The organism is Billgrantia gudaonensis (assembly GCF_900100195.1).
GTDB lineage: Bacteria > Pseudomonadota > Gammaproteobacteria > Pseudomonadales > Halomonadaceae > Halomonas > Halomonas gudaonensis.
This window is the reverse complement of the sequence record NZ_FNES01000003.1, coordinates 149,595-170,648: the sequence shown is the minus strand read 5'-3', so window position 1 is coordinate 170,648 and position 21,054 is coordinate 149,595. Positions and strand designations below refer to the sequence as shown.

Annotated in this window: 21 protein-coding genes; 9 read left to right on the top strand and 12 right to left on the bottom strand. The window is 65.6% G+C overall.

The genetic code is table 11. The features are described from left to right. Positions 1 to 93: 93 nt before the first annotated feature. The gene (locus BLP96_RS04775; protein WP_089683671.1) at positions 94 to 1,011 is read right to left on the bottom strand and encodes a LysR family transcriptional regulator; all 918 of its coding nucleotides are present in this window, start codon (positions 1,009 to 1,011) and stop codon (positions 94 to 96) included. A 144-nt stretch (positions 1,012 to 1,155) separates the two neighbouring features. On the opposite strand from BLP96_RS04775, the gene BLP96_RS04770 reads away from it, so the two are divergent. Then, positions 1,156 to 1,572 (top strand): RidA family protein, encoded by a 417-nt coding sequence (locus BLP96_RS04770; RefSeq protein WP_089683669.1) that lies wholly within the window; start codon positions 1,156 to 1,158, stop codon positions 1,570 to 1,572. Positions 1,573 to 1,633: 61 nt separating this feature from the next. Here the strand turns inward: BLP96_RS04770 and BLP96_RS04765 are convergent, their stop codons facing one another. Next, the gene (locus BLP96_RS04765; protein WP_089684070.1) at positions 1,634 to 3,076 is read right to left on the bottom strand and encodes an SLC13 family permease; all 1,443 of its coding nucleotides are present in this window, start codon (positions 3,074 to 3,076) and stop codon (positions 1,634 to 1,636) included. A gap of 238 nt (positions 3,077 to 3,314) precedes the next feature. Here BLP96_RS04765 and BLP96_RS04760 point away from each other — a divergent pair, with 238 nt between their 5' ends. Next, on the top strand, positions 3,315 to 3,800 hold the full coding sequence (locus BLP96_RS04760; RefSeq protein WP_089683667.1) for a 2-thiouracil desulfurase family protein: 486 nt from the start codon (positions 3,315 to 3,317) through the stop codon (positions 3,798 to 3,800). Between the two features lie 185 nt (positions 3,801 to 3,985). On the opposite strand, the gene BLP96_RS04755 is transcribed toward BLP96_RS04760, so the two are convergent. The 3 genes from BLP96_RS04755 to BLP96_RS04745 form a co-directional block, all read right to left on the bottom strand. After that, positions 3,986 to 4,192: a cold-shock protein gene (locus BLP96_RS04755; protein ID WP_089683666.1), complete on the bottom strand. Its 207-nt coding sequence runs from the start codon at positions 4,190 to 4,192 to the stop codon at positions 3,986 to 3,988. 254 nt (positions 4,193 to 4,446) lie between these two features. Then, entirely contained in the window at positions 4,447 to 5,076 is a 630-nt protein-coding gene (locus BLP96_RS04750; RefSeq protein WP_089683664.1) for a Vgb family protein, read from the bottom strand. A gap of 35 nt (positions 5,077 to 5,111) precedes the next feature. Then, complete coding sequence (locus BLP96_RS04745; protein ID WP_089683662.1) at positions 5,112 to 6,332, bottom strand: tetratricopeptide repeat protein; 1,221 nt, start codon at positions 6,330 to 6,332, stop codon at positions 5,112 to 5,114. Between the two features lie 250 nt (positions 6,333 to 6,582). On the opposite strand from BLP96_RS04745, the gene BLP96_RS04740 reads away from it, so the two are divergent. Genes BLP96_RS04740 through BLP96_RS04730 form a run of 3 tightly spaced genes read left to right on the top strand, consistent with a single transcriptional unit; the run spans position 6,583 to position 9,132 of the window. Further along, on the top strand, positions 6,583 to 7,554 hold the full coding sequence (locus BLP96_RS04740; RefSeq protein ID WP_089683660.1) for a DUF2157 domain-containing protein: 972 nt from the start codon (positions 6,583 to 6,585) through the stop codon (positions 7,552 to 7,554). Further along, on the top strand, positions 7,551 to 8,621 hold the full coding sequence (locus BLP96_RS04735) for a DUF4401 domain-containing protein (RefSeq protein WP_089683658.1): 1,071 nt from the start codon (positions 7,551 to 7,553) through the stop codon (positions 8,619 to 8,621). Before BLP96_RS04740 ends, BLP96_RS04735 begins: the two co-directional genes overlap by 4 nt. Continuing rightward, a complete protein-coding gene (locus BLP96_RS04730; RefSeq protein ID WP_089683656.1) occupies positions 8,614 to 9,132 on the top strand; it encodes a GDYXXLXY domain-containing protein in 519 nt (172 codons plus the stop codon). The genes BLP96_RS04735 and BLP96_RS04730 overlap by 8 nt, the downstream gene beginning before the upstream one ends. 46 nt (positions 9,133 to 9,178) lie before the next feature. Here BLP96_RS04730 and BLP96_RS04725 read toward each other — a convergent pair whose 3' ends face one another. The 3 genes from BLP96_RS04725 to BLP96_RS04715 form a co-directional block, all read right to left on the bottom strand. Further along, the gene (locus tag BLP96_RS04725) at positions 9,179 to 9,784 is read right to left on the bottom strand and encodes a glutathione S-transferase family protein (protein WP_089683654.1); all 606 of its coding nucleotides are present in this window, start codon (positions 9,782 to 9,784) and stop codon (positions 9,179 to 9,181) included. Between the two features lie 2 nt (positions 9,785 to 9,786). After that, positions 9,787 to 11,013: a YbfB/YjiJ family MFS transporter gene (locus BLP96_RS04720; RefSeq protein ID WP_089683651.1), complete on the bottom strand. Its 1,227-nt coding sequence runs from the start codon at positions 11,011 to 11,013 to the stop codon at positions 9,787 to 9,789. 71 nt (positions 11,014 to 11,084) lie between these two features. Continuing rightward, positions 11,085 to 12,134, bottom strand: coding sequence for an aldo/keto reductase (locus tag BLP96_RS04715; RefSeq protein ID WP_089683649.1), 1,050 nt, complete (start codon positions 12,132 to 12,134; stop codon positions 11,085 to 11,087). A gap of 142 nt (positions 12,135 to 12,276) precedes the next feature. On the opposite strand from BLP96_RS04715, the gene BLP96_RS04710 reads away from it, so the two are divergent. Continuing rightward, positions 12,277 to 13,140 (top strand): helix-turn-helix transcriptional regulator, encoded by an 864-nt coding sequence (locus tag BLP96_RS04710; RefSeq protein WP_176761462.1) that lies wholly within the window; start codon positions 12,277 to 12,279, stop codon positions 13,138 to 13,140. A gap of 122 nt (positions 13,141 to 13,262) precedes the next feature. Here BLP96_RS04710 and BLP96_RS04705 read toward each other — a convergent pair whose 3' ends face one another. Beyond that, positions 13,263 to 14,603, bottom strand: coding sequence for a tetratricopeptide repeat protein (locus BLP96_RS04705; RefSeq protein ID WP_089683645.1), 1,341 nt, complete (start codon positions 14,601 to 14,603; stop codon positions 13,263 to 13,265). 168 nt (positions 14,604 to 14,771) lie between these two features. Between BLP96_RS04705 and BLP96_RS04700 the strand changes: the two genes are divergently transcribed. The 3 genes from BLP96_RS04700 (at position 14,772) to yghU (ending at position 17,988) form a co-directional block, all read left to right on the top strand. Beyond that, positions 14,772 to 15,743, top strand: a complete 972-nt coding sequence (locus BLP96_RS04700) for an AraC family transcriptional regulator (RefSeq protein WP_089683643.1) — start codon at positions 14,772 to 14,774, stop codon at positions 15,741 to 15,743. 63 nt (positions 15,744 to 15,806) lie between these two features. Next, the gene (locus BLP96_RS04695; RefSeq protein WP_176761461.1) at positions 15,807 to 17,024 is read left to right on the top strand and encodes a DNA glycosylase AlkZ-like family protein; all 1,218 of its coding nucleotides are present in this window, start codon (positions 15,807 to 15,809) and stop codon (positions 17,022 to 17,024) included. Between the two features lie 88 nt (positions 17,025 to 17,112). Further along, positions 17,113 to 17,988, top strand: a complete 876-nt coding sequence (gene yghU, locus BLP96_RS04690; protein WP_089683639.1) for a glutathione-dependent disulfide-bond oxidoreductase — start codon at positions 17,113 to 17,115, stop codon at positions 17,986 to 17,988. Positions 17,989 to 18,039: 51 nt separating this feature from the next. Here the strand turns inward: yghU and BLP96_RS04685 are convergent, their stop codons facing one another. The 3 genes from BLP96_RS04685 to BLP96_RS04675 all read right to left on the bottom strand — a co-directional run bounded on the left by BLP96_RS04685 (position 18,040) and on the right by BLP96_RS04675 (position 20,895). Continuing rightward, positions 18,040 to 19,782, bottom strand: coding sequence for a diguanylate cyclase (locus BLP96_RS04685; RefSeq protein WP_089683637.1), 1,743 nt, complete (start codon positions 19,780 to 19,782; stop codon positions 18,040 to 18,042). A gap of 232 nt (positions 19,783 to 20,014) precedes the next feature. After that, positions 20,015 to 20,401 carry a septal ring lytic transglycosylase RlpA family protein gene (locus BLP96_RS04680; protein WP_089683635.1) on the bottom strand — a complete coding sequence of 129 codons (387 nt, stop codon included), beginning with the start codon at positions 20,399 to 20,401 and terminating at the stop codon, positions 20,015 to 20,017. A gap of 182 nt (positions 20,402 to 20,583) precedes the next feature. Further along, the gene (locus tag BLP96_RS04675; protein WP_089683633.1) at positions 20,584 to 20,895 is read right to left on the bottom strand and encodes a hypothetical protein; all 312 of its coding nucleotides are present in this window, start codon (positions 20,893 to 20,895) and stop codon (positions 20,584 to 20,586) included. Positions 20,896 to 21,054: the final 159 nt, after the last annotated feature.

The window sequence follows — 21,054 nt, the reverse complement described above, 5'->3', positions numbered from 1 at the left end:
CATCTATCGGTTGTCGGGCGAGACGCATATCGAAGTCGGTTATCGGCCCGATTAGGGACAGGCATTCCCATGGACGATCTGAATCGCCGGGTCTCAGCGTACACCGCTCGTCGCCTGCCCTGCCATCAGGTCGCTGATCCAATCGATGAACACGCGCAGCTTGGTGCTGACATGCCGGTTGGGAGGGTAGGCCAGATACAGCGGCATGGGCTCGATTGCCCACTCGTCGAACAGGGTGACCAGTTCACCGCTCGCCACATGTTCCCTGGCCATGTAGTTCGGCAGCCACAGCACGCCCAGGCCAGCCAGGCCGGCTGCAAGGTAGGCATTGCCGTCGTCGACCGCAACCTGGTAGCGGCCCTGCACGGAGACGCTCTCGCCGTCGTGGTGCATGGCGTAGGGAAAGGCCTTGCCGGTGCGGCTCCACGAGAAGCCCACGATGCAGTGATGAGGACCGGCCAACTCCTGCGGATGCCAGGGAATGCCGAAGCGCTCCAGATAGCCCGGCGTGGCATAGACCCCCAACGGCAGATCGCCCAGTCGCCGGGCCATCAGCGAGAGGTTGGTGAGCTCGCCGCCGCGGATGACGCAATCCACGCTTTCGTCGATCAGATCCACCAGTCGATCGCTCACTCCCAGGTCGAGCTGGATATCGGGGTAGCGGGCGTGGAAGTCGGGGAGTGCCGGTATCAGAATCGTGCGCGCCAGCGGGCTGGGCACGTCCACCCGTAGCCGTCCCCTAGGGGAGGTGGAAGCGTCGGACAGGCTGGTTTCGGCATCTTCCACGTCGGCCAGTAGCTTGATGACGCGCTCGTAATAGGCGGCACCATCGGCCGTGACGTTGACCTTGCGAGTGGTACGGTTGAGCAAGCGGACGCGCAGTCGTGCCTCCAGGCGTTGCACCAGCTGCGTCACGCTGGTCTTGCTCATGTGCAGCGTCTCGGCTGCCTTGGTGAAGCTGCCGGTCTCTACCACCCGGGCGAATGCCAGCATAGCGTCGAAGCGGTCCATCGAGACTCCCGATCCGTTGAGGATTGTTTGGGTTCTACGAACAGTGATGACCAAAGTTGCGCGTTTATCCACTGGGCCGTGAGCGCCTAGAGTCACCTTGTCGTTGCTAACGGGTCGGTTCCGGCCTACCGATGGAGGTTATCCATGACAAGACGTGACGTTGTTTTCCCACCTGCCCATCAGGCGCTCTACGCACGGAACCGCTACTCTCCGGCGATCCGCTCCAATGGTTTCCTGTTCGTCTCGGGGCAGGTCGGCAGCCGTGAAGACGGCTCACCGGAACCCGAGCTGAAGGCTCAGGTCCGGCTCGCCTTCGCGAACCTGAACGCCATTCTCGCAGCGGCGGGCTGCACCTTCGACGATGTCATCGACGTCACCGTCTTCCTCGTCGATCCGGAATCCACGCTCGATACGGTCTGGCAGGTGCTGCCGGAATATTGGGGGGAGGCTCCATATCCTACCCTGACGGGTATCGGGGTGACGTGGCTCTATGGCTTTCAGTTCGAAATCAAGGTCATTGCCAAACTGCCCGAGGCTGCCGAACGCCGCTCTGTCGGGTAGTCGAGCCATCCCGGAGAGGCCGGAACGACAGGCGGTGCCAGGGCCGGGGCGTACCCGAACGTCACAGCAACCCGAGCACGAACCACCAGGCCAGCTCCAGCGGCACCAGCGCCACGATGCCCACCGCGAACAGCGCCAGGCAGAACTTGGTCACCGCCGCCAGGGGCAACTGGGCCATGTGCAGAGCGGCCAGCAGCGGGGGCGCCTGATAGGGCAACAGCACGTTGGAGAAGGCGAGCACCTGGGTCATCAGCACGGCCATCAGCGAGAGCCCGGTCGCGTCGGCCAGGCTTTCGGCGGCAGGGGTCATGATGGCGGGCACGCCGGGCAGGCTGACGACGATGGCGAACAGGGTGGAAATGGCCGTCAAGGCGAGGGCATTCCATAGCGGTTGGTCGTGTGCGAAGGCCACGTGGCGCTCCGTCCAGTCCATGGCGGCCTCGCCCAGCCCCGTCGACGCAATGACCGCTCCCAGGCCGATGATCCCCGCCACGAAGAACAGCGAACCGTAGTTGATCCGTTCGTCGATGCACTGGCCGGGGGTGAGACGAGACGCCGGCAACAAGCAGTAGAGCGCTGCGGCCAGGGCGACCCAGCCTGGCGATATGCCGTGCAGGCCGTCTGTCAGCCACAGGAGGATGCAGGCGACGAGAACGCCGACGAGACGTCGCTCCGGCCCGCTCAGGGAGGAAGAGGCGGGACGAGCCGCGCCATCGATCGTGGCGACGGGGTCGCGGTCGGGAAACATCCAAAGCGCCAGCAGTGCCACGGCCACGGCTTTCAGCAGGCCGAGCACGGGGAAATGCACAAGCAGGTAGTAGCCGTATGAGAACTGCTGAGCGTAGAGGCTCTCCACCATGCCGGACAGGATCATGTTGGGTGCATTGGAGGGGAGGATGCTGAACGCGGGGGCCCAGGTGCCGAATACGGCGGCGATCAGCATCCCCGTTCTGCCATTCGAGCCGGGTCGATAGCCGAGGCTGTCGGCCATCGCCATGATCAGCGGTAGCAGCAGGAAGATGCGGGCCATCGAGGAAGGGATGATGAAGGCCAGTGCCAGCCCCGCCAGTGTGACCCTCACGATCATGCCGGCATAGGTATTGCCAAGGCGGCTGGAAAGCAGCTGTGCGATGCGCTGACCCAGGCCCGTATGGCGAATGGCGATCCCCAGCACGATGCCACCGAAGAACAGCCAGAAGGTCGAGGAGTGAAAGCCCGAGAACACCGTCTCAGCCGGTGCCAGCTGGAACAGAATGGCGATCAGAAAGAACGCGAGTGCCGGCCAGTATTCGGGCACGGCGGCCGTTGCCCACAGGCCGATGCAGAAGACGACGAGCGCGGCGGTGCCTGCCATTGGCAGCGGCAGGTGCAGGGAGAGCAGGCCGCCGACGCAGCCGGCGGCGACGAGCACGCCGACGCTGCGCCAGGCGTTGCGCGATGATCGCGCTCGGTCGGATGTCGTGGAGCGGTCCGATTGGCTTTGGGGCTGGGCGGGATCTGCCATGAAAGTCACCGCATCCATTCGGGAACTGCCGGCCAATGGCGTTTTTGTGGCGTCAGCAGGCATTCTGTGCGCGGGGGGCCGTCATCGGCGAGGCCGCAGGCTCGTGGGATACCTCGAATCTTGCCGGGCACGACGATAGGCTGAGCATGCACGAATGCTTGCAAGCCGTCAATGCGCATGAGAATTGTTGCTATGCATGCCGGTCCATCTTTGCCCGAGGAGTCGTGGAGGAAGCGGTATGGAGAAGGTCTTGGTGAGTGCCTGCCTACTGGGTAGGCGGGTTCGTTATGACGGCGGCGCCAAGTCGCTGGCGTCGGACATTCTGACGCGCTGGCAGTCCGAGGGCCGGGTGGTCTCGGTGTGTCCTGAAGTGGAAGCAGGTCTGCCCACTCCCCGAGCGGCTGCGGAAATCATCGGTGGCGATGGTGCCGGCGTATTGAGCGACTCGGCTCGGGTAGTCGATTCACAGGGAGAGCACCTTTCCGAGGCTTTCGTGCGTGGAGCCTACCTGGCACTGCAGCGATGTCGGCAGCATGGCATCAAGGTGGCGGTCCTGACCGAACATAGCCCTTCCTGCGGTAGTACGGACATTTACGACGGCAGCTTTTCGGGTAATAGGCGACCCGGTGTCGGCGTCACCACGGCGCTCCTCCGGCAGGAGGGAGTGCGCGTTTACGGCCAGCATGACATCGCCGAAGCGGATCGTATCTTGCGGGCATTGTGAAGAGACGGAGCGTCATCGTCCCGGGAGATGACGAGGCCCTGGTGCGATGCGCCGAAGTGGGCTGAGGCTTCCATCGTCTGGCATTCGGATCGGAAAGGTAGCTCGGTTAAACAGGCGTGAACGAAACGGGGCCCGCATCAGCGGGCCCCGTTCGACGAACCGGAGAGGTTCGTGAGCGCTCGTGATTAGGCGAGCGACTTGATATTCGAAGCCTGGAGGCCTTTCTTGCCCTGGGTCACGTCGAAAGAGACGCTTTGACCTTCCTGCAGGGATTTGAAGCCTTCAGCCTGAATTTCGGAGAAGTGGGCAAACACGTCATCGCTGCCATCGGCAGGAGAAATGAAGCCGAAACCCTTGGAGTCGTTGAACCACTTTACGGTACCAGTCGTCATGATGAATCCTCTCGCGCTTAGCGCCTTGTCAAAAATTCTGGTGTTACCCAGATGAGTAGCGGGTAAAACAAGAATTATAATTACAGGCGGTCGAAAGAATTCGAGTGCTTCTGAAACCATGCTGCTTGCCAACCAACTAGTGACCACAGTGTCACGCCCAGAGGCGTGGGTCAAAGACTTTCGCGTTTTATTTTGGATTCTCCGTACATGGGATCCCATCCGCTCGACCTCGATTGACGCATGGCCGAGTGACTTCAAGCGGGCCGGCGCACGACTCTCAGTTTTCCGCTGCCTCCGCCGCCGCAGAAGAACCGATCGTTGCCATCGGACTCGAGCCCCGACACGCCCATGCCGGGTGGCAGCTCGAGCCTTTCGAGGAGCTCTCCCGTTTGCGGATCGATTCGCCGCAAGTCGCTCTCGTCCCCTTCCCAGGTGCCGTGCCAGAGTTCGCCGTCGAGCCAGGTGACCCCGGTGACGAAGCGGTTGGATTCGATGGTGCGAAGGACCGCTCCCGACCGGGGATCGAGTTGCTGGATCGTGCGATCCCGATACCGGCCCACCCAGAGCGTTCCTTCGGCCCACGCGAGTCCCGAAACGCCGCCTTCAGGGGCGGGGATGGTGTCGACGACGCGGCCGGTCTGCGGATCGACCTTCTGGATGCGATCTTCGGCGATCTGGAACAGGTGCTCCCCGTCGAAGGCCGTTCCCGCATTCGCGGTGACCTCGATCGAGCGCAACGTCTCCCCGCTCGCCGGATCGAGGGCGGTCAGCGTGTCGCCGGTGGCAAGCCAGACGTGCTGACCGTCGTACGTGACGCCATGCACGCAATCGATACCCGGGAAGGGGCCATACTCGCGGAGGATGTCGGCAGTTGAGCGGTTCATGTTTCTGTCCTGGTTGCTGGGTAGGTGACTCCAGCCTAGCTACCTGGATAGGGACCGGGGAGTAACAAGGTTGTCGTGAATCCCGGCATGGGCGGGGTCATCCAGCGACGCGCCCGCCCGTGGCCGAACGATTGGGCCTTGCCTTCCGCCGCCAGGGCGTCGAGGGCTCGCTGCACGGTGCGCTGACTGGTGCCAAGGGCCAGTGCCAGAGCCGAGCTCGACCACGGCTCACCGTCGGCAAGCAGGGCGAGAACCGCGGCATGCTTCTCTTCGATGGGCCGTGCCAGTACCACCACTTCGCCGGTGCTGTGGGGCACCAGCTCGAACCCTTGCTTCGTCGCGCGTACGTCGGCCAGGGGCGATAGTGCCGTGCGCAGTCGCCCGACTTCGACGCGCAGCCGCACGCGATGCGAGTCATCGGCGAATGCCGTTCGAAAGGCTTGCGCAATGAGCCTGTCCCTCGGCACGCATTCCGGCCAGGCTTCGCCCAGCAGGCGTGCGAGTGCGAACAGTACCGGGCGTCTCGAAAGCGAGACCACCGTGTGCCCACTCCGCACGACATGGCGGCAGGCGTCCACGATGAGTGCCTTCGATGCCAGTAACGTCTCGACCTCTTCGAGCAGCAGGAGCCGCTCTTCGCCCTGCCCGATCAGGCGCGCGGCGGGCGTGTTCAGCACGTGAGATGCGCTGTCGACCTCCGCCACGAGTGCAGGAATCCCGGCGTGGTACGCGACGCTCTCGGCTCTGGCGAGTGCCGCGCGCGCCGCTTTCGTCTGCAACCGGCGCATCGCGATGCCCGCTGCCACGAGCTCGTGGGCGGTCCTCATTGCCGGCGGCAAAGGGGTGGGATCGAGACCGGCGAGCGTCCGCTCTGCCGCTTCCAGGCGTCCGATCAGCAGCAGGTGTCGGGCCTCGAGGTACCTCGCATGCGCAGCGTTGACTCGGTCGCCGTGCGCTTCGAGCGTCGCCCGCGCCGTGTCGAGTGCTTTCGCGGCCCAGGCGAGGTCGCGCGAGACCAGGGCGATCTCGGCCTCGGCGACCACGCACCTTGCGCGAGCCACGGCTTCTTTCGGACCGAAGGTGCGCACGGCGCGTCGCAGAAGCGCTTCCGCTCGCTCGAAATCGCCAAGCTGTGCCATCGCGATCCCGCGCAGCGCAAGCGCCGGCGCATCGTCGCGCAGTGCCACTCGGTTCAATGCGCCGAGAGGATCGCCCGCCGTGAGTGCGCGGCTTGCGGCCGTGATCAGTGCGTCCATCGCAATCCCGCCACGCGTGATGCTCCTTCCGTTCGATCGCCTGGCATTCAATGTACCTCATGGCGGTGAAGAACCCCGTCACATCGGGAATGAAACGAAGACGCCATCGTATGAAGGGTTGCGGCCGAGTTGGCTGCCACGGACCGTTCGCAGTAAGCAAGCTGAGGGGGCATGATGGCCGTTGACGAACGTTTCGTATTGACGTCGTTATGACTAATGTCGGTGGAAGGAGACAGCGCAAGGGAATGTCATGACTTCGACTCGTCGTCAGCTGGTTGTCTTGATCGAACGGGGCACGATACCGTGGGAGGAGGTGGCCCGTGCGGTGCGGCTTTCCGGGCTCCATCCCTCGGGCCGAGACTGGCTGATCTTTCTGGATCGCCTGCTGTTATGGCTGGGCTGCCTGGCGCTGGCCTTCGCGGTGCTGTTCTTCATCGCCTACAACTGGTCCGGAATGGGGCGCTGGTTGCGCTTCGGGCTGGTGGAGGCGGCGCTGGTACTGGCGGTTGCCGTCTACTGGTTGATGGAAAGCCGCAGGGTGATGGCCCAGGTGGCGCTGACGGCGGCGACGCTGCTGCTGGGGGTGCTGCTGGCGCTGTTCGGCCAGGTGTACCAGACCGGGGCCGACCCCTGGCAGCTTTTCTGCGTCTGGGCCGCGCTGATGCTGCCCTGGGTGCTGGTCGCGCGCTTCGCCGTGCTCTGGGTGCTGTGGCTGGCGTTGCTCAACCTGACCATCCTGCTCTACTACCGGACTTGGGGCGGCGCTTTCGGGGTTCTGTTCGGGAGCGAGGCATCCGCCCTGTGGGTCGTATTCCTTCTCGATAGCGCGGCGCTGGCGCTCTGGGAGCTGGGCTCCCGGCGCTGGTCATGGCTGTCGGTGGACTGGGCCAGGCGCCTGGTGGCGCTGGGCAGCGGCGTGCCCATCACCTTGCTGCTGATGATGGCTATCGTCGATGGGCATGAAGCGACCTTACCGGCCTGGCTGGCGTACCCGTTGTGGTTGGCGGCAATTTACGGGGTTTATCGCTACTGGAGACCGGACCTTTGCATGCTGGCGGGCGGCTGCCTGTCGGCGATCGTGGTCACGCTTCTCTTTATGGGTCGGCACCTGCTCTGGCAGGCCGAGGCGGGGGGATTCCTGGTCCTCTTTCTGGCGGCACTGGGGTTGGGGGCGGCCGCGGTCTTCTGGCTGAAGCGGGTGCATGCGGAGATGCAAACATGAGTCGCTCTCCGGTCACTCTGCGGGAGAAGCTGGCCCAAGGCGGCATTAGCGTGGCCGAGAATGATGAGGCGCCGGTGCTGGAAACGCCCTGGTTCTTGAGGGCGTTGCAGGCGTTCTCCGGCTGGTTGGCCGCCGTGTTCCTGTTGGGTTTCATCGCCCTGGGGATGGCGTCCGTCATCGAGAGCAGCGTCGTCTCCGCGGTGCTGGGGCTGGCGATGCTCGCCGCTGCCTATGGAATGTTGCGCCAGCGCCCTGGCGACTTCGTCGAACACCTGGCGTTGGCCGTCAGCCTGGCGGGGCAGCTGCTGGTGGCCTGGACGATAGGCTCCGCCCTGGATGGGCTCTCCGCCGGCCTGTGGTGGGCCTTGCTGGCGTTGCAGGTCCTACTGGCGATGATGATGCCCAGCCTCACCCACCGGGCGTTCTCCGCCTTCGCCGCCGGCCTGGCGCTCTACCTGGCTTTGGCCGAAAGCGGTGCGTCCTTCGTCGCCAGCGGCCTGGTGCTGCTCGCCGCGACCGGGGTCTGGCTGAACGAGTTTCGCTGGCCGGCTCGCCTGCGGCACATGCAGTCGTGGGGGTATGGCCTGTTGCTGGGTTTGCTGGCCATGCAGTCCCTGGGGGATTTCGGCCAGCCGCTGCTGGGGTGGCGCATTGGCCCTGGCTGGGAGGCATTGGCCTGGATCGGACCGTGGCTGGGAGACGTTCTGGCCACGTTGGCGTTGCTGCTGCTGCTCCGGCACGTTTTCCACCATCGCGAGCGTGACGTCGCCCCGGCAAGGCGAATCGCCGCCTATGGCGCCGTGGCGGTGCTGATGCTGGCCTCGCTCCAGGCTCATGGAGTGACCCAGGGCGCCGTGGTGGTGACGCTGGGCTTCGCCATCGGCAACCGCTTGGTGATGGGGCTTGGGGCGATACTGCTGGTGCTGTCCATTGCCCGCTACTATTACCTGCTCGAGGTCACCTTGCTCGGCAAGGCGCTGACGCTCGCCGTCATCGGCGTGCTGCTGCTGGCGATGCGTTGGGGACTGAGGCGCTGGTGGGCCAGGGAGGGGCAGGGCGATGAATAAGCTCGTCGTGGCGGTGGCCACCTTGTTGATCCTGGCCGCGATCAACTGGGCCATTTGGGACAAGGAGAAGCACCTGGCCGAGGGTGAGGTGGTGTACCTGGCGCTGGCGCCGGTAGACCCCCGCTCGTTGATGCAGGGCGACTACATGGCGCTGAACTTCGAGATCGGCAACCGCATTCGGCAGGCCGTACGGGAGCGAACATCTGGCGATGAGGCGAGGGATGCCGCCAACGGCCATGTCGTCGTAACGCTCGATGAGCGGCGCGTGGCGCACTTCGAACGACTGGGCAAAGGCGACGAGGAACTCGCAGAGAGCGAAATGCGGCTTCGCTATCGAGTGCGCAACGGGCGGGTCGAGTTCGCCACCGATGCCTTCTTCTTCCAGGAAGGCCAGGCCGAACGCTATGAGTCGGCGCGCTATGGGCGGTTTCGCGTCGACGAGCAAGGCGATCCCTTGCTGGTCTCCCTGCATGACGACGAGCTCGAGCGTCTGGGGGACGTGGAGCGCTGAGTACGAACGGGCTTCGATCGCGCGCCCGACGCGATGGTCGCGCTGCTCATGCGAATGCCGTTTCCCGGAAGCTCTCTCTGCCGAGGAGGGCGCGATGCCATGCTGCCAGTTGCTGGTGCCGGCTCGGCCAGTCGACCTCGGGCAGGCGGAACGACAGGTAATCGAGTGCCACGCCGACCACGATGTCGCCGAGCGTCAGCGGCTCCGGTTCGCCCTTTCGGGTTCGCTCGTGCCCCTCGAGCGTGGCCAGCAGGCGTGCGATGGCGCGTTCGCGGCGTTGGCCCAGCACGCTCTCGTCGGCTGCCGCCCCTTGATGCTTGCGGGCAATCACGGTCGTGAAGGCGGCATCGATGAGACCCTGGCCGAACCCGGTATGGCTCAGCACCTCGGCCAGCGCGGCGCCCGGCAGCAGGTCGATGCCGTTACCCCGTGCGTTGAGGTATTGCGCAATGAGCAGGGACTCACTGAGCGTTGTGCCCTCGTCCGTGACCAGGGCCGGCACTCGGCTCGCCGGGTTGACGGCCAGCAATGCCTCATCGTCGACCCAGGGATCGCACCAGCGCAGGGAGACGTCATCGGTCAGTCCGCGCTCCAGGGCAACGATGCGTGCAACGCGCGCATAGGGAGAAGTGGCGTTCAGATAGAGTTCCATGGTCAGCGCTCCCGGTTTTTGAGAGTAGGGGGTCGAGGGGAAACGGTCGGCGTGCTCGAGGCCGCTACGCCTCGGCTGAGCAGAATGAGGACGATGCCGACGGCCAGCGCGATACCGCCCATCGCGAACAGCGGATAGTAGGTTCCCGATGCGGCATACAGTGCCGACATCGCGTAGCCGGCCATGGCCTGGGCGGCGGCAAAGACGGCGGTGGCATGGCCCCATAGGCGCTTGTGCTCCTTGGCCCCGACCAGCTCCGCCAGCCGGCCGGAGGTGAGGGCGACGATGGCTGGGATCATCGCCCCCACGAGCAATGACGACAGCGAGCGGCTGATCAGAGACAGCGAGATCAGCGGGATCGCCACCGCCACGGTCTTGGTCACGAATCCCATCGCCAGCCCGGTGTGCCAGCCCAGATGCCTGGCCACGAAGCCGGCCAGCAGCGGACCGGCTACCGCGCCCACGCCGAACAGGGCCCATTGCAGCGAGGCCGCCCGGTGCCCCAGCCCGGCTTCGCGGGCCAGGAAGTCGACCCAGAACACCGTGTGCGGCACGAAGCCCACCGCGTCCAGGCCATAGGCTGCGATCACCAGCAGCACGGCCGCCGTGCCCAGTGAGCGAGCCTTGGCCGGCGATTCCGATACCGGGTGGGAGGCGACGGAAGGCGAATCCAGCCGAACGGCACCCCGGTCGCCAGCTGCGCCGGCGGCCAGCGCCAGCACGCCGAGAGCCAGCCAGGTTGGCGTCAGGCCGATCTCGAGCATGAGCGGCACCAGCGTCGCCGACAGCAGGGCGCCCAGGCCGATTCCGGTGAAGACGAGGGCACCCACCGTGGCCCGGCGATGGGGCGGCGTGGCGGCCAGCGCCGTGGAGGGACCGACCACCATCAGGATGGCGCCGGCCACGCCCGAGACCAACCGCCACGCGAAGAACCAGCCAATGGCGCCCGGGGTAGCGCAAGCCAGGAAACTCAGGCCGATGCCGGCGAAGGCAGCGGCCATGACCCAGCGGGGGGAGAAGCGCTCGGAGAGACGATGTGCCGCGAGGGCGCCGATGAAGTAGCCGAGCAGGTTGGCGGCCCCCAGGTAGGCAGCTTGGGAGGCGGAGAACCAGTGCTGCTCGATCAACGCCGGCAGCAGCGGCGTGTAGGCGAAACGGGCCACGCCGATGCCGGCAAGCGTGGCCATGATGCCTGTCAGGAGCGCGGGAAGATCGTGGTGGCGAGTCATGTGTGTGAGCTTACTCGAATCACTCGCGCCCATCACCGTGCTGCCCGCGCGGACATTGGTGCAGTGTTTTCCTAACGCTGCCGGGATTCGGCCAACTGCTGGCGGCGGTACTCTCCCTGCCGGGTGAACATCCAGCCTGGATACTCGGGCGGTAGGGCGCTGACGCTATCGAGTTCGTCGAGTTCGGCAGCGCTGAGTTCGATCCGGGACGCAGCGAGGTTGTCATCGAGCTGGTCGATGCGTTTGGCCCCGACGATCACGCTGGTCACCGCCGGTTGATGAAGCAGCCAGGCCAAGGCGACCTGGGCGACGGAGACGCCTCTGGATTCGGCGATCCGGCGCATCGTGTCGATGCAATCGAAGGCGCGCTCCCGGTCCACCGGCGGGAAGTCGAAAGTGGCTCGACGATTGCCTTCCTCGGCCTCGGTATCGCGGCTGTATTTGCCGCTCAGCAGGCCACCGGCAAGCGGGCTCCACACCATCAGGCCCATGCCTTCGCTCTCCAGCATGGGAACGATCTCGCGCTCCAGGTCGCGACCGGCCAGGGTGTAGTAGGCCTGCAGCGATTCGAAGCGGGCCAGGCCGTGTCGTTCGGCGATTCCCTGGGCCTTCATGATTTGCCACGCTGCCCAATTGGAGACGCCCACATAGCGCACGTGACCTTGCTGTACCAGGGTGTCGAGTGCGCGTACGGTCTCCTCGATGGGCGTCGCCGGATCGAAGCCGTGGATCTGGTAGAGGTCGATGTGGTCGAGCTGCAGGCGCTGTAGACTCGCCTTGACGGCGTTCATGATGTGATAGCGTGAATTGCCCCGGGCGTTGGCACCGCGACTGCCGGTTTCGCCGAACACCTTGGTGGCTATCACCACGTCGTCGCGCGACACCTCGAGGTTCTTCAGCGCCTGGCCGGTGATGCGCTCCGACAGCCCCTCGGAATAGACGTCGGCGGTGTCGATGAAGTTGATGCCCGCATCGAGGGCCCGGCCGATCAGTCGCTCGGCATCGTTTTGCTGCAGATCGCCGATCTGGCTCCATAGCTCGCCTTCGCCACCGAAGGTCATGGTGCCCAGGCAGAATTCGGAGACGAAAAGGCCAGTATTGCCGAATTGACGGTAACGCATGGTGACACTCCTGATGTTGCCGGGTTTCGGGTTGACGATGACGACGATACGTTGGCCGCGAGTGCGGGATAAGGAATGCGGCATACTGGTATGCGCACTTCCCCTCTATTGGCCCTTCCTTTCCTTCTGGAGGATGAGCGCAGTGCTCAGCATTGACCGACGTAGCGAGATCGCGACCTTTCTGAGAATCCGCCGTGCTCGGCTGCAGCCCGAGCAGCTCGGTCTGCCGCGGGGCACGCGGCGGCGAACCCCCGGCCTGCGCCGTGAGGAAGTCGCCGAGATGGCCGGTATCAGCACGGAGTGGTATGCCTGGCTGGAGCAGCGACGCAACGTGCATCCATCGATGGACACCTTGCAGTGCATCGCAGATGCGCTGAAGCTCGAACCCGCCGAACGACAACATCTGCTGATTCTGGGCGGCTACGGCCCTGAAAACGGCAGCAATGGCGTGGTGCATGAAGCTGGCGTGAGCCCACCGCTGCAGCGGTTGATGGATCAGCTCGAGTGTTGTCCGGCGTGGATCATGGGGGCACGCTCGGACATCCTGGCCTGGAACCGTGCTGCGACCGTCATTCACGGTGACTTGCATGCCCGGCAGGGCATCGAACGCAACGGCATCCATGGGTTGTTCTTGAACCCTCGCATGCGCAGCATGCTGCTGGACTGGGAAGCCCACGCTCGGGACTGCGTCGCCAAACTGCGCCTGATCTACGCCAACTACGTCGAGGATCCTTGGTTCAACGAGTTGATCGCGCTGCTCCAGGCACGAAGCCCCGAGTTCGCCATGTGGTGGGAAGAGCATGACGTGCAGCTCCCCCAGGACGGCGTGAAGGTCTACCAGCATCCGGAAGCGGGGCGGCTGAGCTTCGATTACGCCATCTTGAGGGTGGCCGGCAGCAACGGCGTGCCGCTGCAGCTGATCACTTACGTACCCACCAGCGATACGGATACTCAGCAGAGAATGGAAACGTTCATGCGGCGCTCTGCAGAGGCGATTCACGCCTGAAGCGCACCTGCCCGGTAGCCCATGGTGTCGTCCAGAGATCCTGCTTCGCGCGACTTCGTGTTGGTAGCCCGTTGCACTGAACGCTCCCGCCCGTATCGTGCGGGAGCGTTCGGCGACGGTTCTCAGGCTATGTGTCGTTGTTGCTCCTGGATCGAGGTGGTGGCACGACGCAGGAAGTCCCGGTTGATGAGGCTATGCGGCTTGAGTGCCAGGCGTTCGTTGGCCAGGCCCTCGGCCAGGTCGCGATTGCCGCCGCGCAGGGCGGCCTCGGTCAGCGTCCAGTCGATGATGTCGCGCTGGGCGTGGCTGCCGCCGAAGGCGTTGGCGATGAAGCGTACCGGGTGCAGGCGCTCGGCGGCGGTGGCGTGGTCGCCGCGCCAGAAGGCGGTGAAGCCCTCCACCAGTGGCAGGCCGATGCCCCGGGCCCAGGCCGCCGTTTCCGAGTTGTCGTCGGTTTCTCGCAGCGTGGCCAGCAGTTCCTCCACCCGATCGTCGCGGCCGGCACCCAGGTAGGCCATGACCGCGTGCCAGTCGTTGAAGGGGTAGAGCCTGCCGTCGGCGTGTTGATCCCAGGCGGCGGCCAGTTCCTGCCAGCGCTCGCCGACGTCCTGGCCGGTGAGGGTCAGCCGCCACAGCAGCGTCGAGGCGTCGATCATGTCCAGTGCCACGGCGCTGCGCTCCTGACGGATCGGGCCGTCGTAGAGGGCCAATACCTCCTGGGTCTGGCCGAGGTCGAGATGGCAGAGGGCGCGATGCCACCAGTTGTGCACCTTGAACAGGTTGTCGTCGCCGGACCAGTAGGGTTCACGCGCCGTCATCCAGCCGATGCCGTCCTGCGCACGGCCTTGCATCTCCATGACGTGGGCCACGGCGTGATGCGCCCAGCAGTCGAGCGGTTGCCGGTCCAGCGCTTGGCGGCCGGTCTCCTCGGCGCGGGCGTAGTCGCCGGTCTCCTCGAGTCCGAAGGCGTACAGGCCCAGCGCGATCGAATGGCCCGGCATGTCGGGCGACCAGCGGGGCAGCACGCGGGCGAGGCGGTCGCGCAGGTTGCGGGCGTTGGCGCGATAGAAGTCGATCAGGTGGCCGGCTTGCAGGGCCAGCAGGTCATGGGGGTAGCGCAGGTTGTGACGATCCAGCGCGACCCCGGCGGCGCTCCACTCGCCGGCCAGCAGTAGCGCGAGGGCGGCGACGTGGGAGGCTTCCCGGTCATCCAGGCGCGAGTCCTTGACGACCGCCAGGTCGGCCTTGGCGGCAACGGCGGCGGCAGGCTCGGTGGCCAGAGCACACAAGTAGGCTCTGGCGATGCGCGCCATGGTGAAGGCGGGGGCGGCCTCGATCGCCTGGTCCAGCGGGGTGACGGGGTCGCCCCGGTAGATGTTGAAGGCGTCGATGGCTTGGTTGTACAGGGCCAGGGTATCGGCGGTGGCGCCGGGCAGGGCGTTGCCTTGGCGGTCGGTCAGCATGGCGGGGCTCCGGGGTCTCGTTGTGATCATTGGCGGCGAAGGCGTGTCGGCCATCCGGCGGCGGCCGGGCCGCTCGCCGTGCTGCTAGACTACTGTGTGGTACGGGGAACCCTAATGGCCGAGGCGCCGGCGTTGTTGTCCGATCCGCCGCGATAGAGGCTGCGACCCATGGATGCGGCACTCGACGTGCTGCGCACGATCCGCTTTACCGGCGGCATCTTTCTCGATGCGGAATTCTCTGCGCCTTGGTGCGTGATGGCGCAGGTCACCCCAGAGGATTGCCGGCCGCTCACGCCGGTGCCCCAGGGCATTTTGGCCTACCACTACGTCAGCGCCGGTCGTCTGCTGCTGCAGGTGGATGAGGAGGTGCCGGTGGCGGTGTCGGCAGGGCACATCGTGCTTCTGCCACGCAACGACCCGCATCTCCTCGGCAGTGAGCTGGGCGGTCGGCCCGTCAGTGTCGATCGTCTGATACGGTCGATGACTCGGGGCGGGCCGGCAAGGATAGTGCACGGTGGCGGCGGAGAAACCACCCGCCTGGTATGCGGTTTTATGCACAGCGACACGCCCTACAATGCCTTGCTGGGCGTCCTGCCCAAGGTCATGATGCTGGATGTGGCGAAGGGGGCGGCCGGTGCCTGGATAGAGAGCTCGTTCCGTTTTGCCGCCGATGAGTTGGCAAGCGGGGAGGTGAGTTCGCCAACGCTTCTCGCCCGGCTCGCCGAACTCCTCTTCATCGAGGCCGTGCAGCGCTATCTTGCCAGCCTGCCGCACGAGCAGCGTGCCTGGGTGGGCGGCCTTCGCGATCCCTTCGTCGGCCGTGCGCTGACCCAACTGCATGACCATCCCGAGCGACACTGGACGACGCAAGCCTTGGCTCGCCAGGTTGGACTCTCGCGCTCGGCCTTTGGCGAGCGTTTCACGGAGCTGGTGGGCGTGCCGCCGATGCGCTATCTGGCCAGGCTTCGCATGCAGATTGCCGCACGTCGCTTGCGTGAGTCGCCGGCGCCCATCTCACGCATTGCCTGGGAAGCGGGGTACGAGTCGGAAGCCTCCTTCAGCAAGGCGTTCAAGCGCGAGTTCGGGGCGCCGCCGGCGACATGGCGCCGCGAGCAGCACGTCCTTTCTGATTCCGGCTGAGTCGACTGATAGAGTGTGCTTGTGGACTTCAGGATGAGAAAGACCTCGAAACAAGGAACGTCGATGATTTCCCGGCAAGGCTTCACACTGACTCGCGCCGACGCCCGCCGCCTGCTGGTGCGCCATCACTTCCGGGCGTCGTCGCTGGCGACCATCGTGCGTCGCCTGGGGACCATTCAGTACGACCCGCTGGCGCCGGTCGGTACCAATCCGGACCTGGTCCTGCAGGCCCGGGTATCCGGCTACCGCCAGGGCGAATGGCAGGATGCCGCCTATCGTCGGCGGCTGCTGGTCGATGGCTGGGACAAGCAGGCCAGCCTGATCCAGCCCGAAGAGTGGTGGGCTCAGGCGCCGTTTCATCGCTGGTTCGCCCGGCGCTGGTACCAGCGCGGCGTGGACGTCGATTCGCCGGAAGCCCGCAATCTGGTCGACCAGGTTGAGCGCGGCGGCCCCGCCACCAGTCTCGAACTCGGCGACCAGCGGGCCGACCCGGCACTGCGCGGCAGCTGGTACGGGCCCAAGCGCTCGCGGCACCTGCTCAAGGCGTTGTGGGATAGCGGGCGTTTGATGACCCACCATCGAATCGGCGGTCGCCATGCCTACGATCTGCCCGAGCGCGTGCTGCCACAGGGTGCCGGTATGCCGGACGCCACGCAGGACGACGCCCTGCAGCGGCTGGTGGTGCGTCGCGTGCAGGCCGCCGGCCTGCTGCGCCCGACTGCCGCTGGCGCCGTGTGGTCGCTGCCATGCTCGCGTGCCGAGCGCGACCGCATCGCCGTGCGGGCCATCGCCGCCGGTGAGTTGATCGAACTCGACGTGGAAGGCGTCCGCTACTGGGCCACGCCGGCAGCCCTCGCGGTGCTGGATGGGGTTCCGGGCATGAGTGGCTTCGAGGAGCCCGAGGTGCGCTTTCTCGCACCGCTGGACCCGTTGATGTGGGACCGGGGCGGCGTCGCCCAGCTGTTCGGTTTCGATTACGTCTGGGAGGTCTACAAGCCTCAGGCCGAGCGTCGCTGGGGGTACTACGTGCTGCCGGTACTCTGGGGTGAGCGCTTCGTCGCCCGCTTCGACGCCAAGTGCCAGCAGGGCACCTTGACGCTCCTTGCCTGGCACTGGGAGTCGGACATCCAGCCGGCGAGGCTGCCCGACGGCCTGCCGGAGGCGCTTCGCCAGGCCGCCCGGCATTTCCTCGACTATCTCGGCGCCACGCGCCTCGTCCTTCCCAGGGGGCTCGGTCGGGAGGCGCGACGCGCCTGGCAGGAGTCGCGGATCAAAACATAGCAGGCTATCCGTTGCCGTGCTATTGGTATGCGTTCGTTCCATCCCCATATGGTGGGTACGCCACGTCAACATCCCATCAGGAGCGTTCATGAGCCAAGATACCGCGTACACCCCGCCGAAGGTCTGGACCTGGGAGAAAGCCAGCGGCGGCACCTTCGCCAGCATCAATCGGCCGGTGGCCGGCCCCACCCATGACAAGGCACTGCCGGTGGGCGAGCACTCCTTCCAGCTCTACTCCATGGGCACCCCCAATGGCGTGAAGGTCACCACCCTGTTCGAGGAACTGCTGGCCCTGGGACACCGGGATGCCGAATACGATGCCTGGCTGATCCGCATCGGCGAGGGCGACCAGTTCGGCAGCGGCTTCGTCGAGGTCAACCCCAACTCCAAGATCCCGGCGCTGATGGATCACTCCACCACGCCGCCCACCCGGGTGTTCGAGTCGGGTGCCATCCTGCTCTATCTGGCGGAGCGGTTCGGCGAGTTCCTGCCGAAGGATCACGCCACGCGCACCGAGACCCTGAACTGGCTGTTCTGGCAGATGGGCAGCGCGCCCTATGTGGGTGGCGGTTTCGGTCACTTCTACGCCTACGCACCGGAGGCGCTGGAGTACCCCATCGATCGTTTCGCCATGGAGGTGAAGCGCCAGCTCGACGTGCTCGACCGTCGCCTGGCCGAGACGCGCTACCTGGCCGGCGACGATTACACCATCGCCGATATCGCCAATTGGCCCTGGTACGGCCAACTGGCGCTGGGCCGGCTCTACGACGCCGGGGAGTTCCTACAGGTGCAGGAGTACGCCAACGTGCAGCGCTGGGCTCGCGAGATCGACGCCCGCCCGGCGGTGAAGCGCGGGCGCATGGTCAATCGCACCTTCGGCGAGCCGGCGATGCAGCTCCACGAGCGCCACGCCGCCAGCGACTTCGAGACGCGGACCGAGGACAAGCGGGAAGTCACGTCGTGACGGCGATCATCGAGCGGAGGCAACGCCGGTCGTCGAATCGATAGACCGGCGCTAGGGTTTCGTCGGCTTTTCGGATTTGGCGGCCTTGCGGGCGTACATCGCCTGGTCGGCATGGCGCAGCAGGTCACCGAGCTGCCGGTCGCCGGGCCGGCTCAGGCAACTGCCGATGCTGACCCCGATGCACACCCGGTGCCCGTTCTCCAACTGGATCGGCTGGCGAATGGTGTCTGCCAGGCGCGCTTCGATCTCGCGCAGGCCTTGGGAGGAGTCCACCGTCTCGGCCAGCACGATGAACTCGTCGCCGCCGTAACGGGCGCAGTGGTCGGTGTCGCGCGCCTGTTGGGCGATGCGCCGGGCTACCTGCTGGAGTACCCGGTCGCCGACATCGTGGCCGTAGCGGTCGTTGATCGGCTTGAAGTCATCCAGGTCGAGCATCAGCAGTGCCAAGGGTCGCCCGTTGCGCCGGCTGCGCGAGAAGGCGTCGCGGGCCTGCTTGGCCAGGCCGTTGCGGTTGAGGAGCCCGGTGAGCATGTCATGGTTGGCCAGGGTTTCCAGTTCTGCCGTGCGCTCGGCCACTTTCTGCTCGAGCAGGCTCTCCTGGCGCTTGAGCGTGTTCAGCATGCGTACCTGTGCCTTCTCGCGCAGGCGTTTGAGTTTGTTGAAGCGGGCCGCCAGGGCGAAGGAGAGCAGCAGCATCTCCAGAGCCGAGCCGATCTGTATGCCGTGCAAGGTCAGAAAGTTGGAGGGCAGGATGCCCTGGTTGCGAAGGGCGAACACGCCGGCGCCGACCAGGAAGATCGACCAGGCCAGAACGAACAGGCGAGCGCCGGGTACCCGCGACAGGCTGGCATGCAGGGCGCACAGCAGTAGCAGCAGGGCCGCGGTGAAGCCGGTGACGTCCATCAGGTGCATGGCCCACCGGGTGGAGATGATGAGCACCCCGAACACGGCCAGCCAGCACCATAGCCGGAATGCCCCGAGCAGTCGGTGCCAGCGCGGCTGGTGGGTGGCGGTCTGCAGGAAGCTCTGTGCGAATCGCGTGGCCATCGCCGAAGCCAGGGTGAAGCCGAGAGGCACCAGACGCGTGCCGAGTTCGCCGAGATGTCCCCAGAACATCAGCGGCCCCAGCCCGTTGAAGCTGAGGATCGCCAGCGTGAAGCTGAACACGAACAGCGCATAGTGTAGGAAGACGCGTTCGCGTAGTCCGCTGAACAACAGCAGGTTGTAGAGCCCGAGTGCCAGCAGCATGCCGAAGTAGGTCGCCAGCCAGAAACCGCTGCGCGTGTCGTGGTCGGTAAAGGCCTCGGGGGTCATCAGATTCCAGCTCAGCATCATGCTGCCGGCCGATTCGACCTGAGCGAAGAGAGTGACGACTTCGCCGGGAGCGAGCGAAAGAGGAAAGGCCGGCAGCCGGTAGGGGAGCGGTCGTTCATGGCGCGGCAGGGTGCTGCCGCCGACCAGCGTCTCGTGGCGCTGGGCGGTGACGATATGCAGTGTGATGCGTTCCAGGAAGGGGTACTCGAACTGGACGAACCAACGCTTGGGTTCATCGCTCTCGTTGACGACCTCGGTGCGCAGCCAGATCGGTTGGCGGGTGTAACCGAAGTGCAGGTCGCCGCGCTGCGCTGTGGCAGAGAAGGCCTCGGGGCGCGCCATGACGTCGGCGAGTGTCGATTCCCGCGAGCCGCGATAGAACCGTGTGGCGGCATCGAGTGAGAGCACGGCGCTCCCGTCGGGTAAGGGATGCGGCTCGGCGGCGGCAGGAATCGCGATGAACAATGCCAGCATCGCCATCAGCCGGGCTGCCGCATGGTAACGCCATCTTCCCCGCCGGTGCCTTGCAGCACCGGCCATGTGCATCCATGTCATGTCGTCCCCGCGGCGGATCGAGAGGGCGTCAGGGTGGGCCCGGGGGAGTCTGGTTGGCGCCGTTGTCAGGTGGTGCCAGTGTCTCTTTTCCGAGACGCTCGCACCCTTTGACCGTCAAGGCAAGTCGAATCGACAACGTCGGTGCGGGAAAGGGCGCTCAGTCGACGCGGGTGACCAGTACCGGGGCGGTGCCGCGATGGAGCATGCCGAGCTTTCTGGCGGCACGCTTGGAGAGGTCGATGATTCGCCCCTTCACGAATGGGCCACGGTCGTTGATCAGCACTTCGACCGCATTGCCGGTATCCGGCCGGGTGACGCGCACCCGGGTGCCGAAAGGCAGGCTGGGATGGGCGGCCGTCAGAGCTTGCTGGTCGAAGGGCTCGCCGCTGGCAGTGGTACGGCCCTGGAACCGGTCGCTGTAGTAGGATGCCACGCCACGCTGGGCGTTGGGGCTGGCGTCGTGGGCCTGGACCGTGCCGGCAAGGCCGGTGCTCAACGAAATGGCCAGGCATATGGCCAGGGCGGAACGGGTCATGGCTCCCATGGTGTTACCTCACGAGGCTCGTGTGGCGCGGGGATCGCGGCCAGCGATGATGAGGTGCCTGGGTGGCGTGTGGATGGTAACCGGTGCCGTCAGTGGCGGCAAGCGTGACGAGGCATCGACGAAACGGCCGACGCGATGGTCGGCCGTTTCGGCGTGCGGTGCTTCTTGCTGGGGGGCAGAACTCAGTGCGTTCTGTCTTCTTCGAACAGTTCTGCCTTGGCATCGCGCATGACGTCTTCGCAGGCGGCCTGGTGGGCGAGCTGGGTAAGCAGGCTCTGGGTCACCTCGAAGCCCTTGCCGAGGCAGGTGTCCACCTCTTGGCGGCTAACCTGCGGTGTCACGTCACAGTCGATCTTGATCGTTCTTCCGCCGCCGTCCAGTCGGTCGGCGAACTCACGCAGCCGCCAGGCGATACGCTCCTTCAAGCTGGCTGCTGCCTCCACGCCTTCGTTTACGCTAAACGTGCACCGCCACTCCGGTTTGTAGACCTTCATGCGAACCTCCCGTGCAGGCTTGGATGGACTGATCGATCGTGCTGAGTACTCCGTAATGCCGATGTGACCGGCCTATCATACCGGTTTCTCATACCGGTTTCAGCAAATGACCGCGGGAACCCTCGCCCACTCGGGTGGGGAGAAAAGCGGGCAGGGCAT